We start from the raw sequence: 14,769 nt of genomic DNA on the forward strand, positions 1-14,769 counted from the left end.
ATGACAGTCGCCCTGAAAAAGTTCAGAGCGACCAGGTCTTATGCTTTATATGGAAGACTGTTTAGGCAGGTGTGTCATTCTCCACCTCACAGCATTTTACCAGCCCCAGGTAGTCCACACGGTCCGATGCCAATTTGTGGATGAAGCTGTTCTTGATTTCTCCATCCTGAATCACAAAGGCACCGGGCATTTGAAAACCATCGCCTAACTGAGGGCCAATGCCATGTCCGGCTACCACACCCGCAGAAAAGCCCCGTATCCAGGATTGCAAACCGAAAAGTTGGGTGAAATTACCTTTGACCAGGCCGAATTCCGTGTAGTATTTGCACTCCGGATCACTGATGTGCTGCACGCCTTCCAATCCGTAGCGGTTGAAGTACCGCTCGGCGATTTCATTGTCGGTCATATGAACGAAAACCAGTTCTGAGCCAGACGCTTCTATAGCCTCCCGCTCCTCGGAAATATCAGCGAGCGCTTCCCGGCAAAAGGTACAGCCAAAATGCCGCAGAAAAACCAGCAAGACCGGCCTGATTTCAGATAATGCCATGAGGCTGGCACCTTCATTGGTCACCATTTCCTGCAAAAGCTCATTTTCAACTAAACGGTTGGTTTCCATACAATTTTCAATTTTCAGTAATCTTCAACACCAGTGGCTAAACATTGTTCTTGCCCTAATCAAAGAAAGTATTTCAGGGTATCTGCTTTCTTCTGTCTGCGCTGATAAATATCGGATAAAAAACACAACTCCAAAAATGGAATTTGTCTGAAAAAAGCAACAATCCACCTGCCAAAAAGAGTAGGGCTCCCGCAACAATACGGAAGCCCTACTCACGAAGCATGTCTAGCAGGACAATTAGATGTCCATCTTCTCAAATACGTCCATTACGGAGCGAACATGCTGGGCGGATTCAGTCAGCAGTGCTTTTTCATCATCGTTGAGCTGTAGCTCGATGATTTGCTCAATGCCATTTTTGCCCAGCTTCACCGGCGCGCCTAGGAACATATCATTAATGCCGTACTGCCCGTCGAGGCGCACGCAGCAAGGGAAAATGCGCTGTTCGTCGCGTACGATGGATTCCACCATTTGAGCAGCGGCCGCCCCCGGCGCATACCAGGCAGAGGTGCCCATCAGCTTGACCAGTTCGCCCCCACCTACTTTGGTGCGCTCCACAATGGCATCTAGTTTATCTTTATCAATGAGTTCCAGCACCGGGATACCCGCTACGGTGGTGTACCGGGGCAGTGGTACCATCGTATCGCCGTGGCCGCCCATGAGCACTGCCTGAATATCCTTGGGAGACACATTCAGCTCTGTGGCCAGGAAAGCCCGGTAGCGGGCCGTATCAAGAATGCCCGCCATACCGAATACGCGGGAAGCATCAAGGCCGGAAGCTTTGTAGGCGGCGTAGGTCATGACGTCCAGTGGGTTGGAAACCACGATGATAATAGGATTCTTCGAGTGCTCCATGATAGAGCTGGAAACCATATTAACGATTTTGGCGTTGGTAGCGATCAAATCATCGCGGCTCATGCCAGGCTTACGTGGGATACCGGCAGTGATCACTACAATATCCGAATCAGCGGTCGCTGCATAATCTTCTGTTCCGACCAGCCGGGTGCTGTAGTAATCGATTGGAGCCTGCTGCCAGCTGTCCAGCGCTTTTCCTCTCGCCATGTCACCTTTAATGTCCAGGAGGACGACTTCGTTAACCAGGTCCTTATGGGCCAAAACATTAGCACAGGTTGCGCCCACATTGCCGGCGCCGACTACGGTTACTTTACTCATAATTTTTTATTGGTTTTTGCTAGTTGACTTATGTGTATCCGCTGCACCTTACTTCAGGATGGGTCAGCGAGGCAAACTTAATTAATAATCTTCAGCTTCCGAAGTAACTTTCGTCATATCAACTGCTGTGTTTAATCACTCCTTCAGGGCTCTTACCGGATTTTTGGCATTACATTTTGGCGGATTTGGCACACGGTAGACAAATCATATTTTAAATTTTTGCTACTTTTGCGGTGCCAAATTTACCTCTGGAAAGGAAAGGAGTAAAACAAATTTCGCCTCCCTTTACCGAGGCCTTCATCAGCAAAATACCTCTTGGAAATGTTTAAAAGGTTCTTCCTTCTGCTTTTTATCGCACTATCAGCCCTGTTTTCCGCACAGGCTCAGGAAACACACTTCCCCTGCGGGCTTGACCACGAAGGTGCACAACTCCTTACCGAGCGCCTCCTCGAAAACAAAGCTGCTCTGGAAGCAGGCCTGATCACTGAACGCAGTACCAGCTATGTGCCTGTAAAGTTCCATCTGGTTGGCCAGGCGGACGGGTCCGGCCGCGTATCGCCTTCCAGAGTCCTAGACCAGCTGTGTGCCCTCAATGAAGACTTCGCATCCGCTGATATTCAATTCTACATCAAGGATGGGTTCAATGAAATCTTCAATAATGCGGTGTTTGAAAACCACTCCAACACGCAAAATACGATCATGGAATTTGCGAGGGACAACAACGCCATCAATGTTTTTATTCCCGCTAATGCCAATACCGGGGGTGGTGGCATTGGGACTACTTTGGGGTATTATTCTCCCTTCAAAGACTGGTTGGTCATCCGTAAAAATGACGTAGGTACCTCTGAAATAACTATGACCCACGAGTTTGGCCACTTCTTCAGCCTCCCCCACCCTTTCAATGGCTGGGACTTCGAACCCTGGGAGGCGGCTACGCATGGCACGACCGTTAACCAAACTACTGCGCCGGATAACTTTACGCCGGTAGAGGTGGCAGACGGGAGCAATTGTGGAAGCGCGGGCGACTTTATCTGTGATACGCCACCCAACTACAACTTTGGCTTTGGCTGGTCCAACTGCAACTTCACTACGGAAGTGAAGGACCGCAATGGGGATGTGCTTGACCCGGAGGAACGCCTCTTCATGAGCTACTTCCTCAATTGCCCAAGGGACGAGTACTTCTTCTCCGATGATCAGGTTGCTTTGATGCAGGCAGACCTGGCCTCTGCTCAACGAGCTTACATCAGAAGCAATCACATCCCGGTGCTGGAAGAAATAACGGAAACTCCCGTACTTACCGGCCCGATTAACAGCGAGATCGTAGAAGGCTTTAACGCGGTGAACTTGTCCTGGGATCCAGTGCCCGGTGCTCAGGCTTATGTCCTGCAAATTTCACGCCTGCCTACCTTCTCTGCTACGCTTACAGTTTATGACGAGGTGGTCTACGGGACCTCAAAAGTAATCAATGGCCTTCTGGAGAATACCAATTATTTCTGGAGGGTGCGCCCCTTTAGTGCTTACCGGACCTGCACAGAGTTCTCGGATGCCGAAGCCTTTACCACCGGTAGCACGGTAGCAGCAGATGAAATCGAACTGCTTGAGGTGTTCAATGTGGCACCAAACCCCGTAAGCGGGCAGGCCAACGTTCAGATCAACCTTAAAGCCAATCAGGCTTTCTCAGCACGGGTTTCCGTGTACAATATGGCAGGCCAGGAAATCGTGCAGCTGGGCGAGGTGAGGGTGCAACACGGCAGCAATACGATTGAAATGTCCACCCAAAATCTTAGCCCGGGTGTATACCTCGTTGGGCTCAGCAGCCCGCAGGGCCGTCAGTTTGAGCGGTTGGTCGTCACCCGCTAACCTCCTGCCTTGCTGTCCTTCTTTTTCTGAAAGAGAAACGACAAATTATTTCTTACCAATAATGCCCAATGAACTACTTGTTTTATTGGGCATTATTATTGGGCCGGGCGCGGCAACAATACGATAGCGCCTGTACATTAACTGTTAAATAACAAATCTGCCAGATGATTTTAAATCAGCACCCATTCTACCTGATACTGTTTGTTTTAGTGGCTGGTTATTCTGAACTGTCCGCCCAGGCAACAGACAACTTCTGCGCCACCCCTCCCGGAAAAATCGAGTGGTTGGAGTCTTATCAGCGCAACCCGGAAAATTACGCCGTCCGCTCAGATGAGTTGCTCTATATTCCAATGACCATCCACCTGGTCGGCACAGATGAGGGATCAGGCTTTTTTACCGGTGAGCAGCTGGCAGATGCGCTTTGTACTTTAAACGAGGATTTTTTGCCTGCCGATTTGCAATTCTTTATTGCGGGAGACATCCGGTACATCAGCAATTCTACCTACTACCAGCATACATTTGGGCAAGGCTTCCAGATGATGCAAGAGAATAATGTGCCAAATACGGTCAACTGTTACTTTGTACAAGATCCCGGAGGTGCCTGCGGCTACTTCTCTCCCGGAGCTGACGCAGTAGCGATGTCTAAGGGATGCAGCGGTGTCAATAGCCACACCTGGGCGCACGAACTTGGGCATTTTTTCTCCCTGCCCCATACTTTTTCAGGTTGGGAAGGTACGGACTACAGCCCCATTGACCCTACACCGGCGTTCATCAATGGCCGGCGGGTGGAGCGGATGGATGGCGACTTTTGCAGTACCGCAGGTGACGGCTTCTGCGATACGCCACCCGACTATCTAAGCTACCGGTGGCCTTGTAATATGCAAGGATTGAGCAATGTACAACAAAAAGACCCCGCAGATTCCACCTTCCGTTCTGACGGCACTTTCTTCATGAGCTACGCAAGCGACCGCTGCATGAACCGTTTTTCAGACGAGCAAATTGCCGCCATGCGTGCTAATATCGAGTTTCAGCGCCCGGGGCTGCTCCTCAACCCGTTCCTGCCGGACTTGATTCCAGATACCTTTGAAGTAGCACTGCTTGCGCCCGATTCAGGTGCGGTTTTTGATGTCACCAGCTCTGTTACATTGGAATGGGAAGCCGTGCCCGGCGCGATCGGTTACGCTATAGACTTCGACTTCTATGTGCCTTTCAATGGTTCGACCATCAACTTCAGGAGCTATACTGCATCCACCAATAGCCTGACACTCAACAACCTGCAATCCAACCGTACTTACATTTGGAAAGTTCGCCCCTTCGCCCGTTATGATGGTTGCACAGCCTACAGCACTCCCAAAGCGTTCACAGTAGGCACTTTTGTGGATAGCAAAGATGTCTCATTAGCGGCCTACGGGCTCCGGGCGTTCCCTCAACCTGCTAGCCTGAGCATCGGGCACTTCAATGTGGAATACAAAATTCCCGGAAATGAGCTGGCCCAGCTCCGCCTGATCAACAGCAGCGGGCAGATTGTACAAACCCTGCAGTTTGAAGCTCAGCCCGGAAAGCAAACTGCAGAGGTCCTAACGAGAGGGCTGCCCCCCGGGTTTTACCTCCTGGAACTGACAACAAGCGCCGGGCGATGGGTGGAAAAACTAAGCCTGTCCCGTTAGGCACTTCAGCTACCGGATGGAGAACTGCCCACCATTGTTTATCTTTCGGAAAAATGCAGACCGATGGCAAAAATTTTACACGCACTGGCTTTAATCCTTGGCTTGGCTACAGCAGCCCAGGCACAATCCAACTGGGACTTCCCCTGTGGCACCCCACCTGGCAAATCTGACTGGCTGAAACGCTATCAGGAAGCCCCGCAGCTGTATCAGCGGGATAACGATACGATCTTGTATGTCCCGCTCACCATCCACATCGTAGGGACTGATTCCGGTAATGGGTTCTTTTCCCTTTCCGGGTTGAAAGCAGCCTTCTGCAAACTCAACGAGAGCTTCGAAGAAGCCAACATTCAGTTTTTTATGGCGGGTGAGATCAATTATTTGATGAATTCTGCCTGGTACTCCCATGAGACCGTTTTGGAAGGCGCGGAAATGATGTTTGCCAACAACGTTGATGGCACTTTAAACATCTATTTTGTCAATGATCCGGCCGGCAATTGTGGTTACAACCTCCCCTATGCAGGCATCGCTATGCGCAAAAGCTGCTCCGGGCCCAATGACAATACCTGGGCGCACGAAATCGGGCATGCTCTGGCCATCCCCCACCCCTTCCTGGGCTGGGAAGGCGGTATCAGCCACGATGGATCACAAACGCACAATTACAACAACCCGGCGCCCGAGATCATCACCTATGACTATACTTTTTTTCAGGACACCCTGATTGAAGACACCTTGATTATTGACACCGCCTACGTAGAATTGCTGGATGGCAGTAACTGCAGCTTTGCCGCTGACGGTTTCTGCGATACCCCACCGGACTATCTGGCTCAACGCTGGTTTTGCGACGCCAATGGGGAAAGCCCGGTGCTTCAAACGGACCCTACCGGTGCCACCTTCCGTTCGGATGGCAGCTTGATCATGGGGTATTCCGATGATGCCTGTCAGGCCAGGTTTACACCGGAGCAGATTGCCGCCATGCGCGCTGACCTCTATGATGAGAACCCGGACTGGATCTCTCAGGAACCGCCCATGGACCTTGTAGCGGGTACTGTCACTGAGATCCTTAGTCCGGAAGAGGGCGCGGAATTGCCTTTCGATGAAGTCTTGTTTTCCTGGGCACCAGTAGAAAATGCGACCCACTACATTGTGCAAATCAGTCCCCTGCCGACCTTTGGTCTGCGGTCAGAATACGTGGTGGAAGGTAATGCCCTTGTGGTGACCGACCTTGTGGCTAACCGCGACTATTATTGGCGCATTACCCCATACAATGCCTATTCTTACTGCGCACCTATTTCGGAAGTGGGTACTTTCAGTACTACTGATGTAAGCAGCGTAGCCGCAATAAATCAACTGACTTCGCTTAGGGTTTTCCCTCAGCCAGTTGGTGGGGGGAATGCCCTCACAGTCGATTTTACAGTCAATGCACCGATTAATGGCCGGATCAGGCTATTCAACAGCCTTGGGCAACCTCTTCAGGAAACAGCCCTGAACTACGGTGCCGGGCGGCACACCCTGAAGTTTCCTACCGCACAGCTGGCAGCAGGACTATACTTTCTGTCCTTTCAAACAGCGGAAGGACAGGCTGTTCAGCAAATTGTTGTTGAATAATTTAAGCAGCAGCAGTGGCTTTCCTATTAAGAAAAGCCACTGCCGCTGCTCAGGCTTTGCAATTACTTAGGCTTCCGCATCAGCAGGGTAAACAGGTGAGGCGCACCCACTAAAGTTTCACACTCAAACCAACCATCAGGCCTTGTTATCATATTCGGGAAGCAATCAAAAGGTGATGCCGGATATTCCTCGAAAGCCTTTAGCTCCAGCCCCTGCCCCATCAGCGCATTGATGACCTCACTTATGCCGTAGTTCCAGGTGTACTCCATGCGAGTGGTGCCTTCCTCCTGGCTGGCATAGGACCCCACGACTTCTTCTGCAAAAGATGGCTCCTTGGTCCCAAAATAACTACAGATATATTTACCGGTGTCAAAGTCGAACATCATAAGGCCCGGATGGAACTCGGCAATAAAGAAAATGCCGCCAGGCTTTAGGTGGCGTGCCACTACTTCCCCCCACCGCTTAAGGTCCGGGAGCCAGGTAAGGACGCCGTAGGAGGTAAAAACGATATCAAAAGTTTCCTCCAAATCGAGCGCTAAGACATCCGATTGTACAAAACGGGAAGCAAGGCCCATTGATTCTGCCAGCGAGCGGGCGGTAGCAATCGCCTCGCCTGAAAAATCCACGCCTGTCGCCCGAGCTCCAAGCCTCGCCCAGGACAGGGTATCCTGTCCGAAATGACACTGAAGGTGAAGCAGGCTTTTCCCATCGACCGGTTGAAGGGCCTGCAATTCGGGTTCCATAAGAGAAGACGCTCCGTTTTTGAACGCTTCCATATTGTAAAAATCCGTCTGCGGATGGAAGCTAGCCCAGCCGTCCCAAAGTTCACGATTCGCTTGTAGGTAGGTATTCATGTTTTGCGGGCATGAGATTAATTGCGATATTGCCAATCTTTAAAATTACAGGAAAACAAAAATAGTTCCAGAACATGGCAGACCAGAAGAAAAACCCTCAAAATAAACTCAACATAGAGTTGCCGGAAGAAGTAGCCGAAGGTATTTACTCCAACCTGGCCATCATTTCCCACTCCAATTCAGAATTTATCCTCGACTTTGTGCGCCTTGTGCCCAATGTGCCTAAAGCGAAAGTCAAGTCGCGGGTCATTCTGACCCCACAGCATGCCAAGCGGATGCTCAAAGCTTTACAGGAAAATATCCAGAAATATGAAGCCCAATTTGGAGCCATTGACGAGTCCGGCCAGCCACCGTTCCCTCCGATGAGTTTTAATACGCCAAAAGCACAGGCTTAAGGGGGCAAATGGGCGAGGCTGCCCGAAAGCAGCCTCGCCCATTTACCAGTTATTTTTCCTCCAGAAATATCTCCGCCATCATACAGCGGGCACTACCGCCGCCATGCTGCTCAATCGTGTACAGCGGGCTGTGGAGAATCTGAGTGTATTGGCTAATCAATTCCACCTGCGCAGGGGTCAGCGATTGATAAGCCTGCTCTGACATAACGAGGTAAGGCGTGCCGTCTTTACCGGCTACCTGTAGCATATTCCCGGCAAAGGCCATCATCTGATCCAGTGATATCTCAATAATCGCTTTTCCGGTAGCGGCAAATCGATCCTTAAGCAACTGTTGCTCTTTTTTATCGGGGACCGCATCCAGGCAAATGACCACGAAGTCCACGCCCAGCGCCATCATCACATTGGTGTGGTAAATGGCTTTCCCGTCGCTATCTACGGCAGTGAACGCAACATTATCGTACCCCATCTTATCGCAAAATGATTCCAGCAGCGCCCCTTCCGTACGCGGGCTCAGGCAGGCGTAGGCGACACGATTAGGACGGTCCAGGATAAGGCTGCCCGTACCTTCCAGGAAACGGTCTTCATTCTCCGTGCCTTCAAACTTCACCCGGTTACGGACCTCAAAGTGAGCAGAAAGCTGCTCAATGACATCCTCCCGCCGCTCTTTCCGGCGGGTCGGTGCATGCATCGGATAGGTGGCTACGGTGCCATCCTGATGAAAGGTGACCCAGTTATTGGGGAAAATGGCATCTGGCTTCACTGGTATGGTAGTATCCTCGACTACATGTACCTGCACACCGGCGTCACGCAGACGGGCTACGAAAGTGTCGAACTCCTGAAGTGCTTTTTCTTCCACCTGATCAGAAGTTAGATCAGGATTCAGGCTCTGAAAGGCGTTATTGGTGGCGGTTTCCGGGTTGTAACCGAAGTGCGCTGGGCGCACCATTAAAAGGTGGTTGGTAATTTGGCGTTCTTTCACGGGCTGCAATTTTTGCCGCAAAGATAGGTTTTGGGAGGGATACCTAACACCCCTCCCCGGCTTTTTTATGACTGTGATTCAGCAGTGGCTGCCTGACGACTAATGCTAGCCTTTTGCTGTTCCAGTACCAGATCAGCAACAGTTTGAATCCATCTTGGGTCATCGTTGAGGCTGGGGACCAGGTCCACATGCTCGCCGCCCATTTCCTCAAATTCTTCCTGATACTCAGTGCCGATTTCTATGATGGTCTCCAGGCAATCGGCTACAAAAGCCGGGCTGAACACCAACAGGCGTTTTGCACCTTTCTCCGCCTGCTCTTCAATCGTCTTTATGGTATAGGGTTGTGCCCAGGCTTCCGGCCCCAGACGGCTTTGGAAAGCGGTTGTATACTGTTCCGGCTTTAGCCCAAGCTCTGCCACAATGGCCTTCGTAGTGGCATGGCACTGCGCAGAATAACAGAATTGGTTCACCGGAGAAATATTGCTACAGCAGTCCTCCTTTTTCGTACAGTGGCTGTTGGTAGGGTCGCCCTTGCGGAGTTGCCGCTGCGGCAGGCCGTGGTAACTGAAAATGATATGGTCGTAGCTGTTCAGGTCAAACTGACGGGCATTGTCTGCGAATATCTTAATCATGCTGGGGCGGTCGTAATAAGAATTGACCATTTTGACATCCGGGATGATCTGCCGCTTGGAGAGTTCCTGCATGACCGCATCGTGCACCGAACCAGTTGTGGCCGAAGCATATTGTGGAAACATGGGGATCACCGTTATTTCTGAGACCAGGGCTTTCTCCAGGTTTTCGATGGCATGGCCGATGGACGGATTCTGATAGCGCATAGCGAGCTCCACGACGTACTCATCGCCAAGCAATTCCTGCACGCCATCCCGGACGCGCTCCCCGTAAAACTTGAGCGGAGAGCCTTCTTCCGTCCACAACATTTTGTAAAGCTTGGAAGAACTGCCGCTGCGGAAAGGCGCAATGATACCGCGCACCAGCAGGTTCCGGGGCAGCCACGGGTAGTCAATTACACGGGGGTCGAGCAAAAACTGCTTGAGATAGCGGTATACTGCTCCCCGGGAGGGGGCGTCCGGGGTACCTAAATTAACCAGTAATACGCCTTTTTTTCCAATACTCGTCATGCCTTCGTTCTGTCTGTTAGTACTCATTTTTCGGAATGTCAACTTTTCAAACGCTCACTTGCTTTCTAAGTTTAAAACCTTGTTTTTATTTATGGCCATGTTAATGTATTTTTGGCCACTCACCTGCCCAGCCCTAAGTGTTTTCTACTTGGTAAAACACTAATTTCGGGCATGGCTCAAAAACGATTCCATGAAACGACCTCTGATACTGGTAACCAATGATGACGGCATCACCGCACCCGGCATTCACACTCTGGTGGAAATTGCAAAATCGCTGGGGGATGTTGTAGTCGTCGCCCCGGATTCTCCGCAGTCGGGCATGGGGCACGCCATCACCATCAGTGGCCCTATCCGGCTTCACCCCAACAAACAGGTGTTTGAAGATGTGGAAGCCTACGAATGCTCGGGCACGCCGGTAGACTGCGTCAAACTGGCCAAACATGTGGTGCTCAAAGACCGGCAACCTGATTTGTGCCTTTCAGGCATCAACCACGGGTCCAATGCCTCCATTAACATCATCTATTCCGGTACGCTTTCCGCGGCAATGGAAGCTTCACTGGAAGGCATACCGTCTATTGGGCTTTCCCTGCTCGACTATTCCCACGAAGCGGACTTTGAGCCTTGTGTGCCTTTTGTGACAACCCTGGCGGAATGGGTTTTGAATAACGGGCTGGAAGAAGGCAGCCTGCTAAACGTCAACATCCCGGCTATTTCCCGATCGGAGCTCAAAGGGCTGCGGGTTTGCCGTCAGGCGGATGCCCGTTGGATCGAAGAATTCACAGAAGCTGAAGACCCCCGTGGGCAAAAATACTACTGGCTCACCGGCCGCTTCTCCAATGATGACGAAGCCGATGATACTGATATCTGGGCGCTGGAAAATAACTATATCTCGGTAGTGCCCTCCATGCACGACCTGACCAATTACCGGGCCATCAAGACCCTCAAGCAAATCGAAAAACTGTAAGGCATGTTCCAGAGAAACAACCTCTTTTATGGTGTGCTGATCGGGTTGCTGCTGCCCGCACTTGGCTTTGCGCTCATTTATTTTGGGTATGGCATGCTGGAAAATAGCGGCGTAGTGAGCGAACGCGGTTTCTCCCCTTACTTTCGGGAACGGACATCCGCTGTAATTGCTATTTGCCTCAACCTGCTGCCGCTGAATAAGTTCATGAAAGCGCGTGCTACTCAATCCATGCGGGGCATAGTGCTTGCCACAGTCGTCCTGGTAGCGGCCTGGGTCATTTACTTTGGGAAATACATTCTTTCATGAAGTACTACATCATTGCCGGTGAACCATCAGGTGACCTGCACGGCAGCAATCTGATGAAAGGGCTTAAAGCCGAGGACGAGCAAGCCGATTTTCGGATCTGGGGCGGTGACCTGATGGAAGCACAGGGCGGTCAGTTGGTGAAGCATTACCGGGACCTGGCCTTTATGGGTTTCTGGGAGGTCCTCAAGAATATCCGCACTATTCTTGGGAATATAAAAATGTGCAAGCGGGACATTCTCGTCTACCAGCCTGATGTACTCATTTTGATTGACTATCCGGGCTTCAATCTACGTATCGCAAAGTGGGCTAAAGCACAGGGCATACGGGTATTCTACTATATTAGCCCACAGATTTGGGCCTGGCACAGCAGCCGGGTGCACGGTATTAAGGCCAGTGTGGACCGTATGTTTGTAATCCTCCCCTTTGAGCGTGACTTTTATGCGAAGTACGACTATGAGGTCGATTTCGTCGGGCATCCGCTCATGGATGTGGTGGAGGCCTTCGAAGCGCCTGTAGATTTCACTACAGTCCACCAACTGAATGACGCTCCCATCATCGCTCTGCTGCCGGGCAGCCGCAAACAGGAAATCGAGCGTCTGCTCAACGTCATGCTCTCCATCGTCCCGGCTTTCCCGGATTATCAGTTTGTGATTGCAGGCGCACCTTCGCAGGAGCGGGCGTTTTACGAGCGGGTTATACAGCAGTCACCGCTTTCTAAAGAGGCTACCGGGCGGGTTCATTTTACCGACAACCAGACTTATGCCTTATTGCAACATGCGGAAGCAGCCCTCGTGACTTCCGGCACCGCCACTTTGGAGACCGCCCTGTTTGAGGTGCCTCAGGTGGTCTGTTATAAAGGTAGCCCCCTCTCCTACTATATCGCCCGGCAGGTTGTGAATGTGGATTATATTTCTCTGGTTAACCTTATTGCTGACCGGGAAGTTGTCAAGGAGCTCATACAGGGCGACTGCAACCCGGAACGGATACAGGAAGAACTGTCAGCCATTCTGACCGGTGGCCACCGCCGGGAAACTATGAAGGTAGATTACGCCGCTCTGAAAGACCTGATCGGACAGGGTGGCGCCTCCCGGAAAGCAGCCCACCTAATGGTTCAGTACGCTCAGGCTGAAAGCTAATCTGTAACGCGGACCAGCTTTGCGCGCTGTGTTTCCAGGACACCCAAAGGCTCCAAATCAAACCCCTCTGCCTTTGCCGCTTTCTTAAAGTCGCTCACATGTCCGGGCGCTACTGCTGTCAGCAACCCTCCACTAGTCTGAGGGTCGCAAAGCAAAAAGCGCTGTTCATCAGGCAGGTCTTCAATTTTATGGCCGTAGCTGCTCCAGTTCCGATGAGTGCCACCAGGTATGCATTTTTCGCCCAGGTAGTAATCCAATATCGCTTTGTCGAGCAGTGGGACCTGCCTGAAGTTCACGGTAGCACTCAGCCCGCTGGCTTCGCACATTTCGCTCAGGTGCCCCAATAGGCCGAAGCCTGTCACGTCCGTCATGGCATGTACATACGGGAGGCGGGCAAAAACAGCGCCCACTTTATTGAGTTGAACCATGCTGTCGCGGGCCATAGTACTATGCTCTGGTTTCAGTTTTTTCTTCTTTTGCGCCGTGCTTAGAATGCCTACGCCCAGGGGTTTGGTCAGAAAAAGCACATCCCCTGCTTTGGCGCCTCCGTTCATCTTGATTTCCTCCTTCTTTACCCGGCCGGTCACGGCGAGCCCAAAAATCGGCTCCGGGCTGTCGATGCTATGCCCCCCTGCCAGAGGAATGCCTGCCTCCTGGCAAGCCTGACGCCCCCCTTCAATCACCTGATTAGCTACCTCGGGCGGTAGTTTATCTATGGGCCACCCCAGAATGGCAATGGCGACCAAAGGCGTAGCCCCCATCGCATAAATATCGCTGATGGCATTCACGGAAGCGATCCGCCCAAAGTCAACCGGATCATCTACAATGGGCATAAAAAAGTCGGTGGTACTTACGATGGCTGTGCCGTCGCCCAAATCAAAAACCGCTGCATCGTCCCGTTTGTCATTGCCGACCAGAAGGCCCGGAAAAGGTGCTTTTGCATTAGCATGCGCCAGGATTTCATCCAGGACTTTAGGAGCGATTTTGCACCCGCAGCCGGCACCGTGGCTGTATTCGGTAAGCTTATATTCCATTTCAGTGTTGTTTTTGATTTGCGAACGCAATTAGGGTTTGGGCAGTTTGAACCGGATCGTCTTTTTCTACCGGTATTGGATAAACGGTCTGCCGCCCTACCTTTTCAAAGGTATGGTGGTGATAGGCTTTATCGTAGTAAACAAGGGCTATTTCGGCAGCCTTATGGTAGTCTTTATTCTCCAGAGATTCCAGTGCCGCCTTTAGGTGCTGCCCGCCGAGCCGCTTTCGGATCCGTTCAAAAGCTTCTGCCAGCTGGGCATCAGAAAAGGATGCATACTGCTGCACCAGGCGGTTGAGCCGGTCTTCGTGGCTCACCTGCAGGTCGAATAAGGGGGCCAGGATCATCGTTTTCCAAAAGCCCTCCGGGATGTAAACCCTGCCAATAGCCCGGCTTTCATTTTCCAGCCAAATCCGTTGTTTCGGATTGAGCTGCCGGAATGCCTCCCACAGGTCATTCTCAAACTGCCGCACGGTTGGCTGAGGAGCCTCGCCCAATGCACCGAAAGTAGAACCTTTATGATGAGCCAGTTTTTCCAGATCAATGATTTGCTCTCCTGCAGCTTTCAGCGCGTGAATGACTTCCGTCTTTCCGGCACCGGTAGGCCCGCCAACGATCAGGAAATTTGCCTTTACCTGAGCAAGCGCTTCCTGAACCCAGGTCCGGTAAGCTTTGTACCCCCCTTTAATGACCTGTACTTCAAAACCACTCAGGTCCAGCAGCCAGCCTACGCTGCTGCTTCGCTGTCCGCCCCGCCAGCAGTGCACCTGCACCTTCCCAGCCGGCGCCAGGGTTTCTGCTTGCTCTACCAATTCCCGCATCCTGGGACCGACGAACTCAAGGCCGCGCAGGAAAGCTTTTTTAGGGCTCACCTGCTTGTAAAGCGTGCCTACTTCTGCCCGTTCTTCATTTGAAAAGAGTGGTAAATTAAGTGCGCCCGTGATGTGCGCTTCCCCGAACTCAGCTGGCGTACGGACATCCAATAGGGGTATGTCCTTCAGCTGTGCGACAGCTTGCTCCGGGGAAATATAAGTTATGGCCATGT

Annotated in this window: 14 protein-coding genes; 7 read left to right on the forward strand and 7 right to left on the reverse strand. The window is 51.6% G+C overall.

Going from position 1 to position 14,769, the window contains the following annotated elements:
• Positions 1–61 precede the first annotated feature (61 nt).
• Both MRY86_RS11040 and mdh read right to left on the reverse strand, forming a co-directional pair.
• Positions 62–616: a SelL-related redox protein gene (locus MRY86_RS11040; protein ID WP_293564085.1), complete on the reverse strand. Its 555-nt coding sequence runs from the start codon at positions 614–616 to the stop codon at positions 62–64.
• 237 nt (positions 617–853) lie between these two features.
• On the reverse strand, positions 854–1,786 hold the full coding sequence (gene mdh / locus MRY86_RS11045; RefSeq protein ID WP_293564086.1) for a malate dehydrogenase: 933 nt from the start codon (positions 1,784–1,786) through the stop codon (positions 854–856).
• Positions 1,787–2,107: 321 nt separating this feature from the next.
• Here mdh and MRY86_RS11050 point away from each other — a divergent pair, with 321 nt between their 5' ends.
• The 3 genes from MRY86_RS11050 to MRY86_RS11060 all read left to right on the forward strand — a co-directional run bounded on the left by MRY86_RS11050 (position 2,108) and on the right by MRY86_RS11060 (position 6,918).
• Positions 2,108–3,646: a T9SS type A sorting domain-containing protein gene (locus tag MRY86_RS11050; RefSeq protein ID WP_293564087.1), complete on the forward strand. Its 1,539-nt coding sequence runs from the start codon at positions 2,108–2,110 to the stop codon at positions 3,644–3,646.
• Positions 3,647–3,810: 164 nt separating this feature from the next.
• A complete protein-coding gene (locus MRY86_RS11055; protein WP_293564088.1) occupies positions 3,811–5,313 on the forward strand; it encodes a zinc-dependent metalloprotease in 1,503 nt (500 codons plus the stop codon).
• 63 nt (positions 5,314–5,376) lie between these two features.
• Positions 5,377–6,918 carry a zinc-dependent metalloprotease gene (locus MRY86_RS11060; RefSeq protein WP_293564089.1) on the forward strand — a complete coding sequence of 514 codons (1,542 nt, stop codon included), beginning with the start codon at positions 5,377–5,379 and terminating at the stop codon, positions 6,916–6,918.
• A 62-nt stretch (positions 6,919–6,980) separates the two neighbouring features.
• Here MRY86_RS11060 and MRY86_RS11065 read toward each other — a convergent pair whose 3' ends face one another.
• Entirely contained in the window at positions 6,981–7,772 is a 792-nt protein-coding gene (locus MRY86_RS11065) for a class I SAM-dependent methyltransferase (RefSeq protein ID WP_293564090.1), read from the reverse strand.
• A 74-nt stretch (positions 7,773–7,846) separates the two neighbouring features.
• Between MRY86_RS11065 and MRY86_RS11070 the strand changes: the two genes are divergently transcribed.
• Positions 7,847–8,167 (forward strand): DUF3467 domain-containing protein, encoded by a 321-nt coding sequence (locus MRY86_RS11070; RefSeq protein WP_293564091.1) that lies wholly within the window; start codon positions 7,847–7,849, stop codon positions 8,165–8,167.
• A 49-nt stretch (positions 8,168–8,216) separates the two neighbouring features.
• Here the strand turns inward: MRY86_RS11070 and ctlX are convergent, their stop codons facing one another.
• Positions 8,217–9,146 (reverse strand): citrulline utilization hydrolase CtlX, encoded by a 930-nt coding sequence (gene ctlX, locus MRY86_RS11075; RefSeq protein ID WP_293564092.1) that lies wholly within the window; start codon positions 9,144–9,146, stop codon positions 8,217–8,219.
• Positions 9,147–9,211: 65 nt separating this feature from the next.
• Positions 9,212–10,312, reverse strand: coding sequence for a ferrochelatase (hemH, locus tag MRY86_RS11080; RefSeq protein ID WP_293564093.1), 1,101 nt, complete (start codon positions 10,310–10,312; stop codon positions 9,212–9,214).
• A gap of 163 nt (positions 10,313–10,475) precedes the next feature.
• Between hemH and surE the strand changes: the two genes are divergently transcribed.
• The 3 genes from surE to lpxB are packed head-to-tail and all read left to right on the forward strand — an operon-like array spanning position 10,476 to position 12,691.
• Entirely contained in the window at positions 10,476–11,249 is a 774-nt protein-coding gene (surE, locus tag MRY86_RS11085) for a 5'/3'-nucleotidase SurE (RefSeq protein WP_293564094.1), read from the forward strand.
• A gap of 3 nt (positions 11,250–11,252) precedes the next feature.
• Positions 11,253–11,555, forward strand: coding sequence for a hypothetical protein (locus MRY86_RS11090; RefSeq protein WP_282781959.1), 303 nt, complete (start codon positions 11,253–11,255; stop codon positions 11,553–11,555).
• Positions 11,552–12,691, forward strand: a complete 1,140-nt coding sequence (gene lpxB, locus MRY86_RS11095) for a lipid-A-disaccharide synthase (RefSeq protein WP_293564095.1) — start codon at positions 11,552–11,554, stop codon at positions 12,689–12,691. Before MRY86_RS11090 ends, lpxB begins: the two co-directional genes overlap by 4 nt.
• Here lpxB and selD read toward each other — a convergent pair.
• Together selD and mnmH are read right to left on the reverse strand one after the other, a co-directional pair.
• A complete protein-coding gene (gene selD, locus MRY86_RS11100; protein ID WP_293571450.1) occupies positions 12,688–13,725 on the reverse strand; it encodes a selenide, water dikinase SelD in 1,038 nt (345 codons plus the stop codon). The two genes, lpxB and selD, sit on opposite strands and share 4 nt — an antisense overlap.
• Position 13,726: 1 nt before the next feature.
• Entirely contained in the window at positions 13,727–14,767 is a 1,041-nt protein-coding gene (gene mnmH, locus MRY86_RS11105) for a tRNA 2-selenouridine(34) synthase MnmH (RefSeq protein WP_293571452.1), read from the reverse strand.
• Positions 14,768–14,769: the final 2 nt, after the last annotated feature.

Origin of the sequence: Phaeodactylibacter sp. (assembly GCF_022763345.1) — a bacterium.
Classification (GTDB): domain Bacteria; phylum Bacteroidota; class Bacteroidia; order Chitinophagales; family Saprospiraceae; genus Phaeodactylibacter.